The organism is Pseudomonas sp. GW821-FHT09E04 (assembly GCF_059416185.1).
The window spans coordinates 146389-171688 of sequence record NZ_JBWKOR010000009.1 but is presented as its reverse complement, the minus strand read 5'-3'; the positions used below and the strand labels follow the sequence as shown (position 1 = coordinate 171688).

At 58.3% G+C, this 25300-nt stretch carries 15 protein-coding genes; 10 read left to right on the top strand and 5 right to left on the bottom strand.

The genetic code is table 11. The annotated features are described in order from the left end of the window. Positions 1-157: 157 nt before the first annotated feature. Both codB and codA read left to right on the top strand, forming a co-directional pair. Complete coding sequence (gene codB / locus AC07N4_RS27665; protein WP_102622361.1) at positions 158-1429, top strand: cytosine permease; 1272 nt, start codon at positions 158-160, stop codon at positions 1427-1429. 13 nt (positions 1430-1442) lie between these two features. Then, the gene (codA, locus tag AC07N4_RS27660; RefSeq protein WP_493066555.1) at positions 1443-2684 is read left to right on the top strand and encodes a cytosine deaminase; all 1242 of its coding nucleotides are present in this window, start codon (positions 1443-1445) and stop codon (positions 2682-2684) included. A 143-nt stretch (positions 2685-2827) separates the two neighbouring features. Here the strand turns inward: codA and AC07N4_RS27655 are convergent, their stop codons facing one another. Beyond that, positions 2828-3820 (bottom strand): diaminopimelate epimerase, encoded by a 993-nt coding sequence (locus tag AC07N4_RS27655; RefSeq protein WP_493066554.1) that lies wholly within the window; start codon positions 3818-3820, stop codon positions 2828-2830. A 269-nt stretch (positions 3821-4089) separates the two neighbouring features. On the opposite strand from AC07N4_RS27655, the gene AC07N4_RS27650 reads away from it, so the two are divergent. From AC07N4_RS27650 to AC07N4_RS27630, 5 genes are all read left to right on the top strand, one after another. After that, complete coding sequence (locus AC07N4_RS27650; protein ID WP_493066553.1) at positions 4090-6570, top strand: type VI secretion system Vgr family protein; 2481 nt, start codon at positions 4090-4092, stop codon at positions 6568-6570. Then, positions 6567-9968, top strand: coding sequence for a hypothetical protein (locus tag AC07N4_RS27645; protein WP_493066552.1), 3402 nt, complete (start codon positions 6567-6569; stop codon positions 9966-9968). Before AC07N4_RS27650 ends, AC07N4_RS27645 begins: the two co-directional genes overlap by 4 nt. Then, positions 9968-11299, top strand: a complete 1332-nt coding sequence (locus tag AC07N4_RS27640; RefSeq protein WP_493066551.1) for a T6SS immunity protein Tli4 family protein — start codon at positions 9968-9970, stop codon at positions 11297-11299. Before AC07N4_RS27645 ends, AC07N4_RS27640 begins: the two co-directional genes overlap by 1 nt. 98 nt (positions 11300-11397) lie before the next feature. After that, positions 11398-12732, top strand: a complete 1335-nt coding sequence (locus tag AC07N4_RS27635) for a T6SS immunity protein Tli4 family protein (RefSeq protein WP_493066550.1) — start codon at positions 11398-11400, stop codon at positions 12730-12732. Positions 12733-12874: 142 nt separating this feature from the next. Further along, positions 12875-14026 carry an MFS transporter gene (locus AC07N4_RS27630; RefSeq protein ID WP_493066549.1) on the top strand — a complete coding sequence of 384 codons (1152 nt, stop codon included), beginning with the start codon at positions 12875-12877 and terminating at the stop codon, positions 14024-14026. A gap of 42 nt (positions 14027-14068) precedes the next feature. On the opposite strand, the gene AC07N4_RS27625 is transcribed toward AC07N4_RS27630, so the two are convergent. The 3 genes from AC07N4_RS27625 to AC07N4_RS27615 all read right to left on the bottom strand — a co-directional run bounded on the left by AC07N4_RS27625 (position 14069) and on the right by AC07N4_RS27615 (position 18115). Beyond that, positions 14069-16492: a TonB-dependent siderophore receptor gene (locus AC07N4_RS27625; protein WP_493066548.1), complete on the bottom strand. Its 2424-nt coding sequence runs from the start codon at positions 16490-16492 to the stop codon at positions 14069-14071. A gap of 98 nt (positions 16493-16590) precedes the next feature. Next, the gene (locus AC07N4_RS27620; RefSeq protein ID WP_493066547.1) at positions 16591-17574 is read right to left on the bottom strand and encodes a FecR family protein; all 984 of its coding nucleotides are present in this window, start codon (positions 17572-17574) and stop codon (positions 16591-16593) included. A gap of 40 nt (positions 17575-17614) precedes the next feature. Beyond that, positions 17615-18115 carry a sigma-70 family RNA polymerase sigma factor gene (locus AC07N4_RS27615; protein ID WP_045121794.1) on the bottom strand — a complete coding sequence of 167 codons (501 nt, stop codon included), beginning with the start codon at positions 18113-18115 and terminating at the stop codon, positions 17615-17617. Between the two features lie 611 nt (positions 18116-18726). Between AC07N4_RS27615 and AC07N4_RS27610 the strand changes: the two genes are divergently transcribed. Then, positions 18727-21519 (top strand): EAL domain-containing protein, encoded by a 2793-nt coding sequence (locus AC07N4_RS27610; RefSeq protein ID WP_493066546.1) that lies wholly within the window; start codon positions 18727-18729, stop codon positions 21517-21519. Here the strand turns inward: AC07N4_RS27610 and AC07N4_RS27605 are convergent. Next, positions 21474-22229, bottom strand: coding sequence for a class I SAM-dependent methyltransferase (locus tag AC07N4_RS27605; protein WP_493066545.1), 756 nt, complete (start codon positions 22227-22229; stop codon positions 21474-21476). The two genes, AC07N4_RS27610 and AC07N4_RS27605, sit on opposite strands and share 46 nt — an antisense overlap. A gap of 200 nt (positions 22230-22429) precedes the next feature. On the opposite strand from AC07N4_RS27605, the gene AC07N4_RS27600 reads away from it, so the two are divergent. Next, positions 22430-23599, top strand: coding sequence for an aromatic ring-hydroxylating oxygenase subunit alpha (locus AC07N4_RS27600; protein ID WP_493066544.1), 1170 nt, complete (start codon positions 22430-22432; stop codon positions 23597-23599). A 39-nt stretch (positions 23600-23638) separates the two neighbouring features. Continuing rightward, positions 23639-25300 (top strand): choline dehydrogenase, encoded by a 1662-nt coding sequence (locus AC07N4_RS27595; RefSeq protein WP_493066543.1) that lies wholly within the window; start codon positions 23639-23641, stop codon positions 25298-25300.

Below are 25300 nucleotides of genomic sequence, written 5' to 3'. Positions count from 1 at the left end.
TGGGGGACGCCCTGCTCCCCCATGGTTCGGCAAGGCGCCAAATGCACTGCTTTCGCGCCGATCATCCGTGTCTCGTCTATAAATATCCGCAACATTGCGTTTGGCACGACCGCTGCAACCTCTTCGCGTCCTCCCCTTTCCAGCAAGGAACGCCCCCATGACGCAGAACGATCCCGGCAACGATTACCCCCTCAGTGAAGTCCCGATGCACGCACGCAAAGGCCTGGCCTCCACGGCGATGGTGCTGCTGGGATTCACCTTCTTCACCGCGACCATGTTTGCCGGCGGCAAGCTCGGTGTGGCATTCAACTTCGGCGAAATGCTCGCCGTCATCGTCATCGGCAACCTGCTGCTCGGCGTGTACGCCGCAGGCCTCGGTTACATCGCCTTCAAGAGCGGCCTGAATTCGGTGCTGATGGGACGTTTCTGTTTTGGCGAAGTCGGCAGCAAGCTCAGCGACCTGATTCTCGGGTTCACCCAGATCGGCTGGTACGCCTGGGGCACCGCGACGGCGGCGGTGGTGCTCGGCAAGTATTTCGACCTGAACGAAGGCACGGTGCTGGGGCTGATGGTGCTGTTCGGCCTGGTGTTCTGCGCCACGGCGTATGTCGGTTATCGCGGCCTGGAGATCCTGTCGTACATCGCGGTACCGGCGATGATGTTGCTGCTGATGCTGTCGATGTGGGTCGCGACCGTGAAAGTCGGCGGCCTCGACGGATTGCTCAGCGTCGTACCCAGCGGTTCGCTGGACTGGTCGACCGCTATCACACTGGTGTTCGGCACCTTCGTCAGCGGCGCGACCCAGGCCACCAACTGGACGCGTTTTTCCCGTTCGGCACGGGTCGCGGTGCTGGCCAGCCTCATTGGCTTTTTCATCGGCAACGGACTGATGGTGCTGATCGGCGCTTACGGCGCGATCGTCTATCAACAACCCGACGTGGTCGAAGTGTTGCTGTTGCAGGGCTTCGCCATGGCGGCGATGGCGATGCTGTTGCTGAACATCTGGAGCACCCAGGACAACACCATCTACAACTTCGCCGTCGCCGGTTGCAATCTGCTGCGTACCGGACGCCGCAAGACCGTGACCCTGGTCGGTGCCGTGATCGGCACGGCACTCGCGTTGCTGGGCATGTACGACATGCTGGTGCCTTATCTGATCCTGCTCGGCACGGTGATTCCGCCGATTGGCGGGGTGATCATGGCGGACTTTTTCTTCCGCTGGCGCGGTCAATATCCACGTCTTGCCGATGCGCGCCTGCCCGCGTTCAACTGGCCGGGCCTGGCGGCCTACGCGGCTGGAACCGTCGCTGCGTTCGGCTCGCCGTGGGTCGCGCCGCTGGTCGGCATCGCCGTTGCCGCGTTAACGTATATCGCAGTGACCGGCCTGCTCGGCGCCCGCAACGCGGCCGCCCCTCTACAAGATCTATAAAAGGATTCGCCCGATGCACATCATCAACGCCCGACTGCGCAACCAGGAAGGTCTGCACGAATTGCACCTCGAAGATGGCCTGATCCGCAGCATCGCGCGCCAGACCGAAGCGCCGACCCTGGGCCCCGACGACCTCGACGCCGGCGGCAATCTGGTGGTGCCGCCCTTCGTCGAACCGCACATTCACCTCGACGCCACCCTGACCGCCGGCGAGCCACGCTGGAACATGAGCGGCACGCTGTTCGAAGGCATCGAATGCTGGGGCGAGCGCAAGGTCACCATCACCCAGGAAGACACCAAAGCCCGGGCGAAAAAAACCATCCAGACCCTGGCCGCCCACGGCATCCAGCACGTGCGCACCCACGTCGACGTCACCGACCCGCAACTCACCGCGCTCAAAGCGATGCTCGAAGTGCGCGAAGAAAGCCGTCACCTGATCGACCTGCAAATCGTCGCGTTCCCTCAGGAAGGCATCGAGTCGTTCCGCAATGGCCGCGAACTGATGGAAGAAGCGATCCGCATGGGCGCGGACGTGGTCGGCGGGATTCCGCATTTCGAATACACCCGCGATCAGGGCGTCAGCTCAGTGAAGTTTCTGATGGACCTGGCCGAGCGCACCGGTTGCCTGGTGGACGTGCACTGCGACGAAACCGACGACCCGCATTCGCGCTTCCTCGAAGTGCTGGCCGAAGAGGCCCGCAGCCGCGACATAGGCGCGCTCGTGACGGCCAGTCACACCACGGCGATGGGTTCCTACGACAACGCCTACTGCGCCAAACTGTTCCGCCTGCTCGGGCACTCGGGGATCAGTTTTGTCTCCTGCCCGACCGAAAGCATTCACCTGCAAGGCCGCTTCGACACCTTCCCGAAACGCCGTGGCGTGACCCGCGTCAACGAGCTGCTTGAAGCAGGCATGAACGTCTGCTTCGGTCAGGATTCGATCGTCGACCCATGGTATCCACTGGGCAACGGCAACATCCTGCGCGTACTCGAAGCCGGGCTGCACATCTGCCACATGCTCGGTTACCGCAACCTGCAAAGCGCACTGGATCTGGTCACCGACAACAGCGCCAAGGCCATGCACCTCGGTGAGCGCTACGGTCTTGAACAGGGCCGCCCGGCGAACCTGCTGATCCTGTCGGCAGACAGCGATTACGAAGTGATCCGCAGCCAGGGCCTGCCGTTATATTCGATCCGTGGCGGCAAGGTGTTGATGAAGCGGCAGATGCCGGTGGTGGAGTTCATCGAGGGTTGAGCCGTGGTTATGGATCGGGCCGGCCTTATCGCAAAACGATAGAGCCGGCCTGTCAGATCTGACAGGCGACAACCGCAGCGAACCGGCTCACAGTGAAGTCCAAGGGATCCATCGTTCCCGGGGGGACGATCATGAAAGGGACTTCACCTTTTTGTCTGATGCGCGGTGCCGAACAGACGCACACCGGTCAGTTCGCCATCCTGCTCCTCCAGTAAAATCGGTGCCGTCCCGCCCGGCATCACCACCTTCACTTCTCCCGCCGACACCCAGCCTGCCCGCCACGCCGCAGACGCCACCGCACTGGCGCTGGTGCCGGAGGACGCCGTTGGCCCTTCACCACGCTCGAACACCCGCGCAACGATGCGTTGATCGCCGGCGCGCATCGCCCATTGCAGATTGACCCCGGCCGGACACGGCTGGCCGGCGCCGACGGGGGTGGCGTAGGCAATTGCGGTCAGATTGTCAGTCAGTGGCGATTCAAGCATCTGCTCGTTGCTCGGTAATGCGGCTTCCTCCGACACCAGCGTCACGCAGTGGGGATTGCCGATGCGTACGAACTGGCTGTGCGCCCAGGCGGGATCGAGTTGTGCCAGTGGCTCGATGCGATTGACCTCAACACCATTGAAAGACACGGGTTCAACGCCGAGCGCACCGACGGCTGCCGGACCGAATCCGGGTTGCCCGAGATCCAGCCAGAAGCCCTGCACGCCCGCCACCTCAGCCGGTTTGACCGAAGTCGGCACGGGCGATGGCGCATCCTGTTTGTCGTGATGCACCTGCAACGATGCGCCCTGCTCTGGCATCAGCCCCTGTTCATGCAACGCCTGAGAGAAAATCGTCAAGCCGTTACCACTGCGCTCGGCCAGCGTGCCGTCGGTGTTGACGATCAGCAGATCGAACGGCGGCGAGGATTGAAACGGGCCGATCAGCAAGCCATCGCTGCGATGATGTTTGGCGCCGACGGGACGAATCGCGTCAGGCCATTGGCAGAATGTCTCTATGGCCTGCTCGCTCCAGAGAGCTCTGGATAACACGGCGCCCTTGGCACTGGCCGGCAGGTCGATGCCCGCCTCACGCACCTGTCGAGGTGAAACCACACCATAGATATTGCCGCGGGCATCGTAGAACTTCGCCATCTGTTTTCCTGCGCTCAGGCTCCTGTCAGCGCTCCACTCTACTGCCTGACGGGATCGACAATCACCTGGAAATATCAATAAAAGTGATATCACTTTGCCAAGAAATATCTCGTAGCAACTTCAAGCAGCCCTTATAAACCGTGGCCTTCAGGGTATGTGCGCAACTTTTTGCGCAACTTTAAGCCTTTATGATCCGCTTCGGTTCTGGATCAGGCTTTTGCCCGCTGTAGAACTTTCAGGAGATTGTGTTTCACCTCAAGGAGCGCCAAATGTTCAGTCCAGCCAACGAAACGCACTTCAGCCTTACCGTTGAAGACTACGTAGGCGACCTGCAAGTCCTGTCGTTCACCGGCACCGAAGGCATCAGCCAGCCGTTCCGTTTCGACCTGGAACTGGTCAGCGAAAACCCGGATCTGGACCTGGAAAAGCTCCTGCACAAACAGGCGTTCCTCGCTCTCGACCCGCAGGGCTCGGGCATCCACGGCCAGATCTACCGCGTTGCCCAGGGCGATGCCGGCAAGCGCCTGACCCGCTACAAAGTCTCGCTGGTGCCGCAGCTGCAATACCTGCATCACCGTACCAACCAGCGCATCTACCAGCAGGTGTCGGCGCCGAAAATCATCGCGCTGATCCTCGACGAGCACGGCATCAAGGGCAACGCCTACAGCTTCCAGCTGAGCCAGCCGTGCCCGGATCGCGACTACTGCGTGCAGTACGACGAAACCGACCTGCATTTCGTCCAGCGTCTGTGCGAAGAGGAAGGGATTCACTACCACTTCCAGCACAGCAAGAAAGGTCACCTGCTGGTGTTCGGCGATGACCAGACCGTGTTCCCGAATCTCGGCCAGCCCACTGCGTACGTACAGGGCAGCGGCATGGTCGCCGAAGAGCCGGTGATCAAAGGCTTCCGGCTGCGCCTGGAAACCCGCACCAGCCGCACCACCCGCCGCGACTACGATTTCGAAAAACCGCGCCTGCAAATGGAAGCGGCCTACAAACCGGACGGCGAGAGCACTGAACCTGATCTGGAAGACTACGATTACCCCGGCCGCTTCATCGACCGCGCCCGCGGCAAGTTCCTCAGCCAGCGCGCCCTCGAACGCCATCGCGCCGACTACCGTCAGGCCGAAGGTCGCGGCGACCAGACCAGACTGGTCAGCGGCCACTTCATGGAAATGTCCGACCACCCGCGCAGCGAGTGGAACGACCTGTGGCTGCTCACCGAAATTTTCCACGAAGGCAAACAGCCGCAAGTCCTCGAAGAATCGGTCACCAGCGACACCACCGACAACAAGGACGACTTCCACCAGGGCTACCGCAACACCTTCCTCGCCACCCCGTGGGACGTGTTCTACCGCCCGGCCCTCGAACACCCGAAACCCCGCGTCCTCGGCAGCCAGACCGCCATGGTCACCGGCCCCAAAGGCGAAGAAATCCACTGCGACCAGTACGGCCGCATCAAGGTGCAATTCCACTGGGACCGCGAAGGCCTGGCCGACGACAAGACCAGCTGCTGGCTGCGCGTCTCCAGCAGTTGGGCCGGCGACCGCTACGGCGCGATCTCCATCCCGCGCATCGGCATGGAAGTCCTCGTCACCTTCCTCGAAGGCGACCCCGACCAACCACTGGTGACCGGCTGCCTGTACCACAAGGAAAACCCGGTGCCGTACGCCCTCCCGGCGAACAAAACCCGCAGCGTCTTCAAAACCCTCAGCTCCCCGGGCGGCGGTGGCTACAACGAACTGCGCATCGAAGACAAAAAAGGCGCCGAACAAATCTTCATCCACGCCCAGCGCGACTGGGATGAAAACGTCGAACACGACCAGAAGATCCGGGTCGGCAACGAACGTCACGACACCGTGGTGAAGAACACCTACACCGAGCTGAAGGCCGAAGAACACCGCACCACGATTTCCGATCGCAAAGTGGAAGTGAAGGCGAGTGACCACCTGACCGTGAACCAGGATCAGCACATCAAACTCGGCACCGCGCAGTTGACCAGCGTGGGCAAGGAAATCCATCTCAAGGCCGGTGACAAAATGGTCATCGAGGCCGGCAGCGAACTGACCGTCCAGGCTGGCGGCAGCTTCATCAAACTCGATGGCAGTGGCATCACGGTGGTCGGGCCGGTGGTGAAGATCAACGCAGGTGGCTCGGCGGGAACGGGTTCCGGGATTGCGATCCTGATGCCGCTGCTGCCGATTCCTGCTCCTTCGGCCAGGGCTGGCAATCTCATGGCGCCCGCGCAACCGGGCCAACGACTGCCGGTGCCACCGGTCGAGCCGACCAAACTGAGCTTCGACATTCGTCTGGCCGACCGTCCGGGCGAAGGCGCCTTTGCGCTGGCGAACACGCCGTGGCGAATCATCAGGATGAGCGAACCGAGCTGGAAAAAACTCGGTCGTGTACCAGAGAGCGATGTGATTGCCCAAGGCGAAACCGATGACACGGGGCGTGTCACCTTGTCAGACGCCGCTCAGAAAAAACTCTCCCTTGAGTATCCGCAAAACCCGGAAATGTTCTGGCTGGTTTATCCCGGCCAGTGCGTCGCCCTGAAGGCCCACACAGACAATGGCTGGAGCGACGAACAACGGGAACTGCTGGCGCTGGCGAGCATGGACTTCAGCAGCGAACCTCATGCCGCGCCTCATCACCCGCAAGCCGGTACGGATAAAAACAGTGCATTGGAAAACCTGTCTCTGGCGGACGGCCTAGCACTCTTCGACAAGTTTAAGGAATTCAAGGCATGAGCAATCTGAATGGCGTTCAGCCCAAACAATTGAACCAACTGATTTCAAAAGACGGCAAAGCCTATACCTCGACCTCCGCCCCAGGCTGGTTCATCAAACAACACAATGCCAGGTTCGGTGAAGCCTTTTCACCTGAGCGCTCGGGGAACCAGGTCAAGTTCTTCACCACCGGTAGCGATTACTTCAAAGACGTTGCCAATGCGATAAAAAACGCCAAAAAATCGATCTTCATTTCCGGCTGGCAGATCAACTACGAAGTGCGGCTGGAAGGTGATGTCCGTCTCTGGGACTGTTTGAATCACGCGCTGCGCAAACCAGGCGAAACGCCCGACATTTATCTGATGCCCTGGCTGTCACCCAAGGCTGCCGTCGATACCGGTGACCTGGAGACCATGGTAGCCGCCTTCGTTTTGAACGCCGGTCTGCCAAAGAAAAAAGTCTGGTGCCTGCCGGCGATTCAACAAAGTGACATGGGCACCTTGGGACTGTTCTTTTCTCATCACCAGAAAATGGTGGTGATCGACAACGAAATCGCCTACGTCGGCGGGATCGATCTGGCTTACGGTCGCCGTGATGACAACAACTTTCGTCTGGCCGCGAACGGGAGAACCGCGAACGAGTTTTACAACCCGTGCATCCCGCCACTCACGGAAATCGAGGCACACAAGCAATACCCTTACATGACCACCGTCGAACTGATCGGCGCCGCGCTGATGGAAGGCGATGCGCTGAGCAAAGGCCAGCGCACGTATGCGTGGGCCATGGACAACAAGATGTTCAACGTCATGCGCGAGGCAAAAAAAGACGCTGGCGAATGGTTCGCCGAAAAGGGCAAGGATGGTTTGCGCTTGCTCGGAGCAGGCGCGGCGTACTCCACCGGCGGCGTGATCTACATTGCCGAGTTTGTTCAGAAACAGTTGACCGGTGACAACCTGGAGGCCTGGAAAAAGACTCTGCGCCAATGGAAAACTTCGCTTGATGGCGCGGTCAGCACCATGGATCAAGAAGTCCAGACGCTGCAAAAAACCGACAGCGCGCTGACTGAGCTGCGCCAGGAAGCCAAGTCCATCAGCACGGCCATCGGCGTGGCGCTCGACAAACCGGAACAAGCGTCGGCGATTCAGCAGCGGGTCGAGAACTGGCTGGCACGCGCGCAGCAGAAAATCCCGGTGGTGACTTCCGTCACTCAACCGGGGCGTGCCAGGTTGCAGACACAGGTGAACCGGCTCAAGGGCGAAGTACAAACCTGGTCGCAAAAAGTCGCGCCACAGGCTGACCAACTTCAAAAGGACTTGTCGGCATGGGCCACCCAGATCATCAAGTCCGGAGAGAACATCACGGACGAGTTGTTGAACAAGGGCAGCGAAATTGCCAGTTTGTGGATTCAGCAAACCGGGCTGGGAGCCTTTTACGCCTGGATCAACAACACGCCCTCCCCGATCCTCACGGCGAAGGCGATTGATGAGTTCGAGAAGATCTCAACCCCCTTCATCCTCTACCTGCATTCAGTTCTCGACCGCTTGAGTACTGCCCAGGTGGGCAAGCCCTATTCTTTCCTGGCGGATCCCGCGACCCGTTTGCTGCCGCGCGGGGGGATGATGCTCGACAGCGCGAAACAACCGCGCATGCCCTGGCACGACGTGCACATGCGTCTGGAGGGCAGCTCTGTTTTTGACCTGTCACGCAACTTCATCGATCGCTGGAACAGTTTGCAGGCACGCTTCGACGGCAAGGTGCAGAAGATGCCAAGCGCGCTGATCGGCCTCCTGAAGTTTGCCGACAAAAAACTGGAACCGGTTCCGTTCAAGGCGCGCTACCTTGCTCAACCTGAACCTGTCGCACCCAAGGGAAACATCAGCATGCAGGTTCTGCGAAGTGCCCCGCTGCATCTGCAAAACGAAGAGCGCCAGGGCGCCAGAAAATCAGGCGCAACCAGTCCTGCCTCATCACCGACGGGCGTTCAGGCGAACTGCATGCAGGCCATGTTGCAGGCGATCTCCGGGGCCCAGCATTTCATCTACATTGAAAACCAGTTTTTTCAGAGCGCTTATGGCAAAGACAACAAGGCAGCGCCTACGGTCATCAATGGACCGATGCAAAGCCTGATGAGCATCTCCGGGTTGCCGGGCTATGAAACCTATAAAAAACGCCTGCGGCTGGACGAGGTCGATAAAGATCCCAAAAAACTGCACAAAATCGATTATTTCGCTTTGGCGGAGATGATACGAAACAAGGAAGCCGAAGCCTTTACCCAAGGCATCATGCAGGTGCTGAGCAATCAGGCGACCGTCGAAGGCTTGAAGCTCTTCCAGACGCCACAAAAAGCATTGATAAACCCGCTGTGCGAAGCACTCGCCGACCGGATTGTACGCGCGATTGAAATGGGCGAAAACTTTCACGTCTACATGGTGCTTCCCGTCCACCCTGAAGGCCCGCTCAACGCGATCAACCTGATGACCCAGGTTCACTTGACGATGCAGAGTATTTCGCTGGGTGAGCAGAGTTTGATAAAACGGGTGCAGCGGGCGATGGCGATCAAGGAGCAAATGGATAGAGGCAGAACGGAGGAGCAGGCCAAGACTGGCGTGGAGGTCCCTTCCGGTGAAAATAAAAAACTTCGAGTTTTTGAAACGATGAAGTGGACCCGCTATTTGACTTTGTTGAACCTCCGCTCTTGGGAAAGTCTTGATCGGCCAGTGACGGAACAAATTTACGTACACAGTAAATTGCTGATTGCAGATGATCGTGTGGCAATACTTGGCAGTGCAAACATCAATGATCGTAGCCAACTGGGTGATCGAGATTCCGAATTGGCTGTGATCGTGTCAGGCACCGTTTCGACGCCTGCACCAGTGAACGGCAAAAAGCAACATCCAGTCTGTCCTGAGATCAAGGCGCTTCGAAGCAAACTCTGGAGCAAGCTATTTGCTCTTGACGTCACCGATAAAAACGTCAAAGTCCGGCCCGCTACGCTGTTGGGCAGCCTGATCAATGAGCCTGCATCACCGGGAACTTGGAAGGCGATTCAAGAGCAGGCACAAATAAACTCTGACGCATACAAAGAGGCCTTCCCTTTTATCCCTAGCGACAATATGTCAATCTGGCCGACTTGGAAAAAAGCACTCAAAAAGCAAGAAGCAAATACGAGCTATTCAACTGGTAAAAAAGAAAAACCAATGCCATTCGAGGCTGAATTCTGGAAGAAATACACACCCAGCGGAATGCCTGGAGAAATCCTCGGGTTTATTACGGCACTTCCCGTCAACTGGACAAAAGACGAAAATAATGATTCCGAATTCAATTTGACTATCCTTGCTCAAATACAGCCCAACAAACAGGACAGTGATTACAAAGCTATCGCAGCTTTAACTAATGATCGAGTCACGGAAAACTCCTAATGCACCCCACTCAATTAATTTTAATTTTTTCCAGCTGCCTTTTGTTATCAATCCAAACTACACAAGCAGAAACCCATAGCATAAAAAATCAAACAAAAACCGAATGCCTGGGGCGTTCTTTGTTTGATATAAATCCAGAAATAACATGGCACCTGCTTAACGACCAGTGGACTTATACCGACGGCATCAACTTCCCTAACTATTCACCGGACATCAGACTAGCTGACAAACAGCTCAGTTACGGCAGTGACCCCACAAATGACGCCTACGGGCTTGTCACTATAGAAGTCAGCCCAAAAACAAATATAGAAACCTTCAACGATCTAGTCGGCAGGCACCACCCAGACATAAGAGAAGCTAAAGAACGTGTTTTAAAAAGTAGAATCGACAAAATATCAGAAACAATGACAGGAGATTTGTCGCGCTCCAACCCGGCCCTATACAAGTCACTACAAAATGAAAGATTCGAACTCCGAGAAAAAATAGACAGAGTAAGAAAAATAAGCACCGAGCTCGTCGTACTTCCAGACTTTATAAGCCAATTCAAAAGAGAAAACCGCCCCTACGAAAAATTCGAGATCGAGCTGGAAGCCTACAAAAAAGAATTCGACACCTACCCCACAGACGAACTCTACGCCGAGCAGTCCGCCTTCGACTTCGGCATGCCGGACGCCTACGGCGCTCGCTACCCCGACAAACTCATAGTCCTGTTGTGGCGTGACGAGCGCGTCTATCGTTTTGCATTCGGCCAGCAAAGCGACTACTCCGAACACAGAAGCTCGTTCGAAAAACTGCTGCCCGCCGCCCGTGACGTGCTCTCGCGCTTTCGCACGCGCGCCGAGTTTGAAATCCCCAAGGAAAGCGGATTCTGCCTGCCCTTCGGTTTTATTGCCGATGATGGCAAGCCCCACTACTCGATCACCATGGCCTGGCACCCGACAAACACCCCGGACACGCTCTACAGCCTGAGTTTGAGTGACGACATCGGAAAAGCGTTGAACCTGTTGCCGGTACTGGCCTCGCCCATTCAAGGCAACCCGTTCCCGGCCGCCGGCGCCATCCAGACGTTCGGCCCGACATCGGTTCAGATCGGTACCCGCACCGGCATCATGGGCGGCAAGTCCTTCAAGGACCCTGAAGGCGCCGGATCCGAGCGATTCGTGATGACTGCCGGCCTCGCCAACAAAGGGTACGAACCGAGCATGGTGTTGAAGGTCGAGAATTACTCTTCAACCCAAAGCACATCGTTTGAACAAACCAAAGAAGACTTCCTCAACACTCTGAAAAGCTTCCGGCTTCTACCTGGTGTGGACAACAAATCCGGGGGCTAAGCCTGACTCTGACATTCAAGGAGGGGGCAGTTTTGTTCATCAGGACGACATGAATGAATCTGTTCCCCGAGTAAAAGCACAAGGACCCGCAACAACTCATGATGCATTGCAAAAAAATAGCTTACCTTCTAGCCAGTGCTTTTTTCCTTACCATTCAAACTACGCAAGCAGAAACTATCCATATCACCCAGCAATCACAAACGGAATGTTTGGGGCGCTCTCTTTTTGACATAAAACCCGAAATAACATGGCACCTGCTTAACGACCAGTGGACTTATACCGACGGCATCAACTTCCCTGATTATTCACCGGACATCAGACTAGCTGACAAACAGCTCAGTTACGGCAGTGACCCGACAAATGATGCCTACGGCCTCGTCGCTATTGAAGTTAGCCCAAAGACAAATCTCGAAACCTTCAAGAAACTGGTCGACAGACATAGCCCAAGCCCGCACCAGGCTAAAGAACGAGTAATAAAAAACAAGATAAACGAAATCTCAAACACAATGACAGGCGAACTATGGCGTTCTGACCCTGTTAAATACAACTCGTTAAAAAAGGAACGAAGCGAACTTGAGGAAAACCTGGAAAAACTAGATAAAGCAACCATAGAGCTTGTTTTACTGCCAGACATAATCGCCCAATTCAAAAGAGAAAACCGCCCCTACGAAAAATTCGAGATTGAACTGGAAGCCTACAAAAAAGAATTCGACACCTACCCCACAGACGAACTCTACGCCGAACAGTCCGCCTTCGACTTCGGCATGCCGGACGCCTACGGCGCTCGTTATCCCGACAAACTCATTGTCCTGTTGTGGCGTGACGAGCGCGTCTATCGTTTTGCATTCGGCCAGCAAAGCAACTACTCCGAACACAGAAGCTCGTTCGAAAAACTGCTGCCCGCCGCCCGCGACGTGCTCTCGCGCTTTCGCACGCGTGCCGAGTTTGAAATCCCCAAGGAAAGCGGGTTCTGCCTGCCCTTCGGTTTTATTGCCGATGATGGCAAGCCCCACTACTCGATCACCATGGCCTGGCACCCGACAAACACCCCGGACACGCTCTACAGCCTGAGTTTGAGTGACGACATCGGAAAAGCGTTGAACCTGTTGCCGGTACTGGCCTCGCCCATTCAAGGCAACCCGTTCCCGGCCGCCGGCGCCATCCAGACATTCGGCCCGACATCGGTTCAGATCGGTACCCGCACAGGCATCATGGGTGGCAAGTCCTTCAAGGACGTTGACGGCGCCGGATCCGAGCGATTCGTGATGACTGCCGGCCTCGCTAACAAAGGGTACGAACCGAGCATGGTGTTGAAGGTCGAGAATTACTCTTCAACCCAAAGCACATCGTTTGAACAGACTAAGGAAGACTTCTTGAACACACTGAAAAGCTTTCGACTGCAATCTGGTACGGGCGTGACCGCCACAAACTGATCGAAGTCCCTTGTCTGCAAGGGACTGCCAATCACGCCGAGTAAAACCACCCGCTCCAGGAACTCAAGGTCGCGGCCCATGGACTGATATGCAAGGATGTTGCCCTGCATTACGCCATTGACCGCAAGACCAAGGACGTTTCATGACTGCCATCAACACCCCGCCTCCCCTCGCCCCCGGACGCCTGCAACAGATGTCCACGCGCATCGCCTTCTTCATCGCCGGGCTCGGCATCGCCGCGTGGGCGCCGCTGGTGCCGTATGCCAAGGCACGGGCCGGGCTCGATGAAGGGACGTTGGGGCTGTTGTTGCTGTGCCTTGGCGTGGGCTCGATTCTGGCGATGCCGCTGGCGGGGATTCTGGCCACGCGGTTCGGCTGTCGGCGCGTGGCCACCGGCGGCACCTTGTTGATCTGCGCGGCATTGCCGTTGCTGGCGACGGTGTCGTCGATCCCGGCGTTGATCGCCACGCTGTTCATGTTCGGCGCCGGATTGGGTACGGTGGATTCGACGGTGAACCTGCAAGCGGTGATCGTCGAGCGGGCCAGCGGCAAGAACATGATGTCGGGCTTTCACGGCCTGTTCAGCCTCGGCGGGATCGTCGGTGCGGCAGGCGTCAGCGCCCTGCTCGGCCTTGGGTTGTCGCCATTGGCGGCGATGCTTGTGGTGGTCGTGGTGCTGATCGCGGCGCTGTTCAAAGCTGTGCCGCACATGCTGCCTTACGGCAGTGAAAGCTCGGGCCCGGCGTTCGCGGTACCCCACGGGATCGTGCTGTTCATCGGCGGGATGTGCTTCATCGTGTTCCTCACCGAAGGCGCGGCGCTGGACTGGAGCGCGGTGTTTCTGGCGCAGGAACGCGGAATCGATACGGCATATGCAGGCCTGGGTTACGCAGCGTTTGCGCTGACGATGACGGTGGGCCGTTTGACCGGTGACCGGATCGTTCGCGCACTGGGCGCAACGCGGGTCATTCTGTTCGGCGGTCTGCTGGCAGCGGCGGGGTTGTTTCTGGCGACGTTCGCGCCGAGCTGGGAAGCCGCACTGGTCGGTTATGCACTGGTCGGCGCCGGCTGCTCGAACATTGTGCCGGTGCTGTACACGGCGGTCGGCAAGCAGACGGTGATGCCGGAAAGCATCGCGGTACCGGCGATCACCACGCTGGGTTATGCAGGCATTCTGGCGGGGCCGGCGGTGATCGGGTTTGTCGCCCATGCCAGCAGCCTGAGTTTCGCCTTCGGGTTGATGGCAGCGCTGCTGGTAGCGGTGGCAATTGGCGGGAAAGCGCTGAAGGTCTGAGCCAGCTCGTTCCCACGTAGCGTGGGAACGAGCCAAGCAGCGTCAGAAACCGACGCTCGCCTGCACGAAGAACGTACGCGGCGCGCCGACATACATCCCCGAGTTGTTGTCGCTGGAGCGGGTGAAGTACTGCTTGTCGAAGATGTTTTTCACCCCGGCACTGAGCTTCAGGTTCGACAGCTGCGCACCGAAGTCATAGCCGCCACGCACGTTCCAGGTCACGTAACCCGGAATGTCGCCGTACTGCCCGTCCGCCGTGCCTTCGGTGATGTAGTTGTTGCTGAAACTGCCGTCGGCATTCACGCCGGTGCCCGGCGAGCGCTGTTTGGACTGGGCGAAACCGTCGATGTTGTAGGTCCAGCGGTTGATGTCGTAACGCAGGCCGACGGTTGCCACCTGACGCGAGTAGAACGGCAGGTCGCGGCCCTTGAAGCCCGGAATCTCGCCTTCGTAGGTGGCGCGGGTGTAAGTGAAACCGGCGTTGGCGGTCAGGCCATCGAGACGCGGATCCAGCGCAGCCATGTCGTAGTGCACCGAAGCCTCGATGCCCTGGTGCTTGGTAGCGCCGAGGTTGGTCCAGCCCACGTCGTTGCTGATGTATTGCAGTTCGTCATCGAAGTCGATGTAGAACAGCGTCACTTCACCGCCCCACACGTCATCGTTGTAGCGGGTGCCGATCTCGTAGGTCTTGGCTTTTTCAGGCTCCAGACCATTGGCGGTCTGATCACCCGAACCGCCCTGACCGAGCTGGAAATACTGCAGGCTACCGAACGAGGTTTCGTAGTTGGCAAACAGCTTCCACGCATCCGACAGGTGATACATCACGCTCAGTGCCGGCAGCGGTTCGTTGCTCTCGATGCTGCGGTTTTTCTCCGGCACGCGTTTGCCGGCGGTGTCGAGAACGGCGCGGTCGTGCCAGTCGGTGCTGATGTGCTCGAAGCGAATGCCCGGGGTGATGGTCCAGTTACCGACGTCGATCTTGTTGTCGACGTAGACCGAGTTGGCCTCGGTGCCACCGGTACGGTCCTGGAACACATGGCCGTCGGACGACGGGGTGACCACCGGCACATTGTTGACCAGCGCCAGACGGCTCGATTGCTCGTGCATCGCCTCTTTCAGGTAGCGATAACCGACGCTGACTTCCTGAGTGGTCGGGCCGACATCGAATACCCGCGAGACGCGTGGCTCGATGCCCAGCGTGTAGTAGGAGCGCGGGTACGAGCTCAGGGTTTTCTGGTCGCGGGCGGCGATGGTGCTGCCACGGAAGCTGTCGGTGTAATAGGTTAGCACTTCAGCCTGGGTGCGTTCGTCGATCTGGCGGATCCACTTGAACGACACGTCCTTGCGGCGGCCGCTGAAGTTGTCGTAGTCGCGCACCGAGTCATACGGTTTGTCGTCGTACTGCTTCTGCGTCAGGCCGCCGGGCATGTCGGCACTGGCGTCGTAGTAGTGGAAATTGAGGCTGAAATCGTCCTGATCGGTCGGCGCCCAGTGGGTCTTGAGCAGCACGTCGTCGATGTCGTTGCCGTTGTTGCGCTCACGATAACCGTTGCCGTTGACGCCGGAGTACAACAGCGCCACGCCCATGCCGTTGTCGGCCGTGCCGCCAAGGAACGCGGTGTCGATGTGTTTCCAACCACCGTAGCGGGTGGTTTCCAGGGTGGTGCCGATTTCACCGGTGGCTTTTTCCGGGATGGCACGGGTCACGAAGTTGATCACGCCGCCGACGTTCTGTGGCCCATAGCGCACGGAACCGGCGCCGCGCACGACGTCGATGCTGTCGAGGTTGCCGGAGGAAATCGGTGCCATCGACAGTTGTGGCTGACCGTACGGTGCGAACGCTGCCGGCACACCATCGATCAGCACGGTGGAGCGCGGCGACAGACGCGAAGTCAGGCCACGCACGCCGACGTTCAGCGAAATATCGCTGCCACCGGTGCCGTTGGAGTCCTGCACCTGCACGCCCGGTACACGTTTGAGGACGTCGCTGACGTTCATCGCGCCCTGCTCGACCATGGCTTCGCGGCGGATCACCGTCCGCGCGCCCGGGTGGTTCTGCACCACGGCGGCATCGGCGTCGCCGAGCCAGTCACCGACCACTTTGATGTCGGTCACGCCCAATTCCAGCGGGCCGTTGGCGGCTGCGGTCGGTGCCGGCGACAGGGTCACCGAACCTTCATTGATCTGATAGTTCAGGCCGCTGCCTTGCAGCAACTGGCGCAGTGCGTCCTCCGGCGAGAGGTTGCCATCGACGGCCGGGGCCTGCTTGCCGGCAACCAGATCCGGGCTGAAAAACACCTGCAGCGAGGTTTGCTGACCCAGTTCGCTCAGCGCCTGGCCCAGTGGCTGCGCGCGGATATGAATGGCGTCGGCCGCAAATGCCATCGGCATCGCAGCGTTGACCGCCAGCGCGAGCGCCAGCGGCAACCAAGGGGATTTTTTGTTGTTGGCAGTGGTGTTTTTCACGTCGTACGTAGTCCTGTGGATCGCAAGAGTGTGCGGCTGTTAATGCAAACCAGTTGCAGTTGAACAGGAAGACGACGAACTCGAAAAAAACCTGAATTTTATTTTGAAATTATTTCCTGGCTGCCGTCGGCGAGGGTCCGCACGGCCACCGGAAGGATATTCGGCAAGGCCTTGAGCAAGGCGTCAGTGTTGTCGGATTTGAACACACTGGTCAGGCGCAGTCTGGCCACGGTCGGGTTGGCGACGGTCAGCGGCTTCTCGCGATAACGGGAAATCTCTTCGACGACTTCGCTGAGGCTGGCGTTGTTGAACACCAGTTTGCCGCTGCGCCACGCCGTCAGTTCCGCCGGGTTGACCGCATAGGCCTGGGCCACCACACCGTGGGCATCGACATGGGTACCGAGGCCGGCCGTCAGGTTGATGAACTCGTTGTCCGGCGCATTACGCCCCTGCACCTTGACGGTGCCCTGCTCCACCGCAACCCGGGTTTGCGTCACGTCGCGGCGCACATCGAAGCGGGTGCCGGTGACCGTGACCTTGCCGCTGCCGGCCTCGACCACGAACGGGCGCGAGGTATCGTGCTCGACGCTGAACATCGCTTCGCCTTCGGTCAACTCGATGAGCCGCCGATCCTTCTCGAAACGTACCTGCAAGCGGCTGCGGCTGTTGAGGTCGATCACCGAGCCGTCCGGCAATGCCACATGGCGACGCTCGCCCAGCGCCGTGGCGAATTCGGCGCGGTAACCCGCCGGGTGATTCAAGCCACTGAACAGACCGAGCCCAAGGGCCACCGCGACCACACTGGCCGCCACGGCATAACGCAACAGCGGACGGCGTTCGCGACGCGCTGGCGGGGTTTCGCACAGAGCCTTGAGCCGTGGCGCCGGCAGCAGATCCGCCGCTGTCCACAGGCCTTGGAGCAACTGGAATTCGTCACGGTGCTGCGGATGTTCGTTCAGCCAGGCGTCGAAGCGCCGGTATTGTTCGGCATCGACGGCTGGTTCCTGCAAACGCACAAACCAGCGTGCCGCGTCATCGCGCACCGTTGTTTGCCCGCACGCGCAATCACGAGTATCCATCATGGAATGTCCTGTTTGGCTGGGGATGAAAAGACGCCGCGGCTCATGATTGCGCCCCGTCCAGGCGATCACGCAGATGCCGCAGGGTGCGGATCATATACTTTTCCACCATGTTCTTGGACAGGCCCAGGCGTTCGGCGATTTCCGCCTGAGTCAGGCCTTCGATCTTCTGCCAGACAAAAATTCGCCGACAGTTGACCGGCAATTCGGTGAGCGCCCGCTCGATGGAATCGGCCAGCTGGATCGCATGCATGTAATGCTCCGGGTCACCGGTCGGCGACTCACTGAGATCGATCGCCTCCGACTCCATGGCGCCCCGCCGGTCCTCACGCCGATAGCCGTCCACCGCGATGTTGCGCGCCGTCTGGTGCAAATACGCCCGGGGTTGCTGCACCGCCGACGAATCGGACTCGAGCACCCGCACAAAGGTGTCGTGCGCCAGATCCTCGGCCTGCGAGCGATTGCGCAGGCGGCGGGTCCAGGTGCCGATCAACTCTTCGTAATGCTCGAGAAAGCCGGGTCTGCGGGGCAGCATGGGGATCATTGCGGCGTGCTGGGGAAAGGGGCGTGAATAGTAATGCTTCGTATTAAGCCGAAGCAATGCATTACTCGGGATACCGACCGCAGGCACTCAAGAAATGTAAACACGCGCCCGATTTGGCACCACGGGTTTTCATAGGCCTGGGTGATCGCGCTCGATCCGGCATCAGCGTTCACAACAGAGCCCGACAGATAATCACTTCCATGAATAATGGTCGACAATAACAGCCGCTTGAAAGCCTTAATGACTGATTGTCTGACAGACTTTTATAAGCATCTAACGCTAAAGCTTTTTTATTAACTTTCCTGACCAGTCAGCCAATAACGGAAGAAAAAATTCTCCTCGTTGCAACGCTTCCTCCATTTCATTCCAACCCGCATTTCTTATAAGCTACGCCACCTTAATGGCTCGTAGCCACCAACCCTGACAGCTTGACGAACTCTTGAATCTGAAAAACATGCCACATCCTGCTGCTTCTCGTCTTGACGTCATCCGGCACAACCCCGAAAAACAACTTCCTTCGCCACAACCCTGAACGACCGGCCAGACACTTTCTGCCCGACTGCTCGTTTTTTCCAACCTTTCCCTATCTGTCTGCGACAGAGGAGGATTATTTGCTGCGCAAGTTTGCACCGCCTCATGGCTTGAGAACGATCCTGACCACTGCACTGGTATTCCAATGTGCAACTTTAGTCCTCAGCTTTTGGTTGGTGACCAGCAACCAGTCGAGCATCGGCAATCTTTCCAGTGTTGCCGTCGATCAAGTCGATGCTGTAGCAGAAACCGTTCAACACTTGATGGAAGCGCGACTCTCGCTGTCGCGCGCCAACACCCGCATCGTACTGTTCAACACAATTCCACATGAAATGGTGCAACACGCCCGCACGGAGTTGACACTGGCGAATGAATCTTTCGACCGTTTTCTGACAAGTACAAGGGTTGATGAAGAAAATCACATCCGTGTACAGGCATTAAAAGACGTGTATTCACGTTATGTGGACGTGCTCAATCGATTGGTCCGGTACACCGGGGCTGGCGATGTGCAATGGGCTCTTGCCCAGCCGGTACAGGACATCCAAGAGCAGTTCCTGGTGGAACAGAAAAACTTCATCAAGTACGGAAATAGCATCAGCCAGACTTCACTTCAGTCCATGGGTGATCGTTTCAAGATATATATCGCTGCCGCCGCAATGATACTTCTACTGGTATTGGCAACTACATTCTTCCTGCTCTACATCATAAAAAAGGTTGAGAAAAGCCGACTTCTTAAAATTGCCGTAAATCGAACTGACAGTGCAATTATCGTCACCGATCCGAACAGGATGATTACTTATGTAAACGAGGGATTCGTGCGCATGCTGGGTTATGAAACAGACGACCTGGTGGGCAAGAGGCCGGATGAAGTTTTTTATGGCCGGCATACCGATCCGGAAGCGGTCCTGTCTTTCAGGAACAGTATCCAGAGCGGAAAAAGCCATACCACTGAATTACTGGTTTACAACAAATCGAAGAATCCTCTGTGGGTACGAGTGATCGCCAATCCGGTGCTCGATCCACAAGGTGTCCAACAGGACGTAGTGGCAATCGTGACTGACATCACCGAGGCCAAGATGAATGATGAGTTGCAGTTCAAGGTACTCAGTGCCATGGCCCGTGAAGAATCGCTTCCCGACGTCATGAAATTGATTTGCCAGGAGATTGGCCGAATTGCACCTGAAATCGGTATTTCAATAAGGCAGTTCGACGAGCAGGGTTGCCTTCCACTGGTAGCGGAGTTCAACCTGCCGGCGGGATTGATTCAGTCGCTGGAAAGCCTCGCTGAAAGATCCATCCTGAAAAAGATGGACGTGAAAAAAAGCATCATGCTGAATTTCACTGACCCTGCGTCGGACAATGGCGAATGCGTCGATCATCAGCTCTCGCAATCATTCGGTTTCACGGCTGGCTGGGTTAACACCATTCGCTCCAACAACGGACGTACTTTAGGCACATTCACGCTTTATTACCGCGAGAACCACCTCCCGGCTGTCCAGCACCACAGACTGCTTGAAACCAGCCTGAAGCTTTGCGCCCTCGCCCTCGAGAGGGACAGCTTCATCAACGATATCGAACGACTGGCCTACTATGACAGCCTGACGACGTTGCCCAATCGACGACTGTTGATGATGAAAGCAAACACGATGATCGCGAATGCGCAGCGGTCACAATCATCCATGGCAGTTCTGTTCATCGACATCAATAAGTTCAAGCAGATCAACGATTCCCTCGGGCATGCCGCCGGGGATTCGCTTCTGTCCGAAATAGCCAACAGGCTTCAGAGCTCTGTGCGGGGAAATGATTTTGTCAGCCGTCTTTCGGGAGATGAATTCGTCGTTATTCTGTCCCCCTCCAATACTGAACAAGCCATTGCCTTTTCAGAAAGAATGATCAACAAACTGTCGGAACCCGTGATGTTGGACGATGTAAAAATCACACCGTCCGCCAGTATTGGCATTGGTATTTATCCAGACCACGGTAACGACATTCATTCCTTGCTTTTGCACGCCGATCAGGCGATGTACAAAGCCAAGTCCGCAGGACGCCAGGCCATTGAAGTATTCGATCCAGTGATCAGCGATTCAGCCGATGACGAACTGACACTCAGCATGGCACTCAAGAGTGCCCTGGAGTCCAACCAGCTGGCGCTGCATTACCAACCCCAGATAATCCTCGATAACAACCAGCTCTTTGGTGTCGAGGCGCTGGCCCGCTGGTGTCATCCCGAGCTTGGCGATATTCCTCCCGGTCGATTCATCCCGTTGGTGCGCGACGCGGGAATGATGCCCGGACTCAATCAATGGGTACTTACCGAAGCCTGTCGGCAAATGGCGCAATGGCGCGATTCCGGGCTCGAAGTGCCTCATATGTCGGTCAATATCTTCCCCGTCGCCTTTCGCGACAGAGCCATTGTTGAACTCATTGAAACGCTGCTGGAAAAGTATCGGCTCCTGCCCTCCTGCCTGACACTGGAGGTCACTGAAGACTTCATACTGGACGCCACCGACACTGTCATATCGGTCATTACCGAAGTCCGGCAATCCGGTGTCAGCTTGTCCATCGACGACTTTGGCACCGGTTATTCCAGCTTGAGCTACCTGCTGCGCCTGCCCGTCAACACCATCAAGTTGGACAAGAGCTTCATCGACGATATCGAAGACAGCGCCAGTGCCCGGACATTGGCCCAGTCGATTGCCGGGATCTGCAAGAGCCTGCATTTGAACATCGTCGCCGAAGGTGTTGAAAACGATGCGCAGCTGGAAATTCTTCGCGGCCTGGGGTACCAGATCGCACAGGGTTATTGCATCGCTCGTCCTTTACCCTCTCAGGATTTGGCGAAATGGGTCCGTGAGAGGCCTCCAGCGCTCTGACTCGCATCGATCCGGGCCTTGCGCGGGCAAAACCACCCATGCATCAAACCCGCCTGGAAGAACTGGACCGGCGCCTCGAACCCGGCCGACTCGATCAGCCCGGCGACTTGCGGCGCCGGCAGGATCGCCACATCGCTGGCATACGCCGCACGCGCTCGTTCGAGCATTTGCGGCGGCACCTGGGCCGAAGCCATCAGCGTCATCCAGTGACGCAGCAATGCCTCGTAGACTGGTGATGCGGTGTCAGAGGCGAGATCCGCATTCGCCAGAACCCCGCCCGGCACCAGACGACGGGCAATCTCATGGAAAAAGTCGATACGAACCTGTGGTTCGAGCAAAAACTGCGACACCAGAAAACAGGTCGCGCCGTCGTAACCCGATTCATCCGTCAGCGTATCGAGATAGCCCTCGTGAAAACGGCAACGGGCAAGGAAACCGCCCTCCGTCGCTCTTTGGCGGCAGACATCGAGCATGGCGCCAGAAGGGTCGACTGCCGTGAATTGCCAGCCGGGAAACCGCTGGGCCAGGTGCGCAATTTCCACACCGGTACCCACGCCAACACAGAGTATTCGGGCATTTTCCGGCAGGCCCGCGAACACCGAATCCAGCAGCAGGTACAGCGCATCACGAATGGGCGCCATCCCGCTCCACTGTTTGTCATAGACAGCGGACTGCTGGTCGAACAAGGCCTTGAGTGCTTGATTGTCCATGGAAAACCTTCCTCTGCATCATGATCGCGGTGAAGTTTCATTATCGCAGGGCTGTCAAGGCCTCCCCGGTACAGCATGGGATTGATCATTCCACCCATCAACTGGTCGCAATCCATCAACCCCACCCCCGTCCCGCGCCCTAGATTAGATCCCACAACAACACGCCGCCCCGAGCGGCCCGCTACCGTGGAGATCGCCTCATGCACAGTTTCCAGACCCGCAAGCAGCACAGCCCGGTCGACGCCTGGGATCAGCAGGATCCGGAGCAGGCCTTCACCCTGCCCTCGCGCTATTTCTACGACGACAGCCTGTTTCGTGCCGAGCGCGACAACATTTTCATGAAGGCCTGGCATGTCGCCGGGCATGTCAGTGAGTTCGCCGAACCGGGGCAGTTCGTGGTCACCGATCTGTTCGACCAGAGCGTGGTGGTGGCGAAGAATCGGCAGGGGCAGATCCACGGTTTTCACAACGTCTGCCAGCACCGCGGCAATCGCTTGCTGGAGGAGCGCCGTGGCACCACCGGCGGCGTGGTGCGCTGCGCCTATCACTCGTGGTGCTACGAGATGGACGGCAGCCTGCGCGGTGCGCCGCGTTGTGAGCGGATGAAGAATTTCGAGCTGGCGCAGTTCAACATTCCGCAAGTGCGCATCGAAGAACTCGGCGGCTTCATCTACTTCAACCTCGACCCGAATGCGCCGTCGCTGCGGGATCTGTTCCCCGGCGCGGACGAAGAAATGCGCCGGGTGTTCCCAGACCTGACCGACATGCGACTGATCGAGGAACAGGACGTGATCGTGCCGGCCAACTGGAAAGTGATCATGGACAATTCCATCGAGGGCTATCACTTCAAGCTGTCCGGCCCGTGCCACATCGACCTCGCCCGGCTGATCGACTTCAAGGGTTACCAGTTGATCAAACGCGACAACTGGTGGACCTATGCCGCGCCGGCCAATCTGTCGGCGACCGAAGCCTATGGCGTACCGCTGAAAAGCGAGCCGAATCCGCAAGAATGCTTTTTCAACATCGGCATGTGGCCGAACAACACCTTCTACACCTTCCCGTTCTCCGAGTTTCTCGGCTCGTTCATCATGATTCCGCTGGATGCCGAACGCTCGCTGCTGCGCTTCGGTTACTACTCAAGCAACCCCGAGACCGCTGCGGTCAGCACCGCGTGCATGAAGTGGATGAACGAAGACCTCGGCCCCGAAGACATCGCCCTGAACATCTCGGTGCAAAAAGGCCTGCGCTCGCTCGGCTACGACCAGGGCCGCTACATGATCGATGCCCAGCGCAGCAATGAAAGCGAGCATCTGGTGCATCACTTTCATCGCCTGGTGTTCAACGGCATTCACGGCCACACCGTGGACTGATCCGCCCTTCCCTCGCCATTCGTTAAAAAGGAGCAAACCATGGACGAAACCGGGTTTGATTACCTGATCGTGGGCGCCGGCTCGGCCGGTTGCGTGTTGGCCAATCGCCTGAGCGAAGACCCGAACGTACGCATCCTGCTGCTGGAAGCCGGCCCCGAGGACAAGAGCTGGACGATCGACATGCCGTCCGCCGTGGGCCTTGTGGTGGGCGGGTCGCGCTACAACTGGCGCTATCAGTCGGAGCCGGAGCCGTACCTCGACGGCCGGCGGATCGGTACGCCGAGAGGCCGCACCCTCGGCGGTTCATCGTCGATCAACGGCATGGTCTACATCCGTGGCCATGCCCGGGATTATGACGGCTGGGCCGAACAGGGCTGCACCGGCTGGAGTTATCGCGAAGTGCTGCCGTACTTCAAGCGTGCGCAGACTCACGCCGACGGCGGCGATGACTATCGCGGTGCCAGCGGCCATTTGCACGTCACTCCCGGCGATGTCGAAACACCGTTGTGCGCAGCGTTTATCGCGGCCGGCGCCGAGGCCGGTTATGGCGTCAGCGAGGACTTGAACGGCTATCGGCAGGAAGCCTTCGGCCCGGTCGATCGCACCACGCGCCACGGTCGGCGCTGGAGCACTTCACGCGGTTATCTCAGCGAAGCCTTGGCTCGGGGCAACGTGCGGGTGATCACCGATGCGCTGGTGTTGCGCATTCTGTTCGAGGGCCGGCGGGCCGTCGGCATCGATTACGAACAGAGCGGCGAAACCTGCACCGTTCGCGCCCGTCGTGAAGTGCTGCTGACCGCCGGGGCGATCAACTCGCCGCAGTTGCTGATGCTCTCGGGCGTGGGCCCGGCGGCAGAGTTGCGCGACCTCGGAATTAGCGTGATTCACGACCTGCCCGGCGTCGGTAAACGCCTCAACGATCACCCGGATGCCGTGGTGCAATTTCGCTGCAAGCAACCAGTGTCGCTGTATCGCTGGACCACCGCGCCGGGCAAATGGTGGATCGGTGCGCGCTGGTTCGTCCGTCACGATGGCCTGGCGGCAAGCAATCATTTCGAGGCCGGCGCGTTCCTGCGTTCCCGGGCCGGCGTCGAGCACCCGGATCTGCAACTGACCTTCATGCCGCTGGCGGTGCAACCGGGCAGCGTCGAGCTGGTGCCGACCCACGCGTTCCAGATCCACATCGACCTGATGCGCCCCACCAGCCTGGGCAGCGTGACGTTGCACAGCGCCGAACCGCGGCGGCCGCCGAGGATCTTGTTCAACTACCTGAAGACCGCACAGGACCGTGCCGACATGCGCGCCGGCGCACGACTGGTGCGCGAAATCCTCGACCAACCGGCGATGGCCCCGTTCAAAGGTGAAGAACTGGTACCGGGACGTTCAGTGCAGACCGACGCCGAGCTCGACGCCTGGGCGCGGCAGGTCACGGAAACCGGCTACCATGCCAGCGGCACCTGCAAGATGGGGCCGGCGGGCGACCCTGAAGCGGTGGTCGATCCACAATTGCGGGTGCATGGCCTCGACGGTTTGCGGGTGGTGGACGCGTCGATCATGCCGGTGATCGTCAGCGGCAACACCAACGCACCGACGGTGATGATCGCGGAAAAGGCCAGCGACCTGATCCGCAACCTCGCGCCGTTGCCAGCCCTCGATGTACCGGTGTGGATCAACCCGCACTGGCAGACCGGACAACGATGA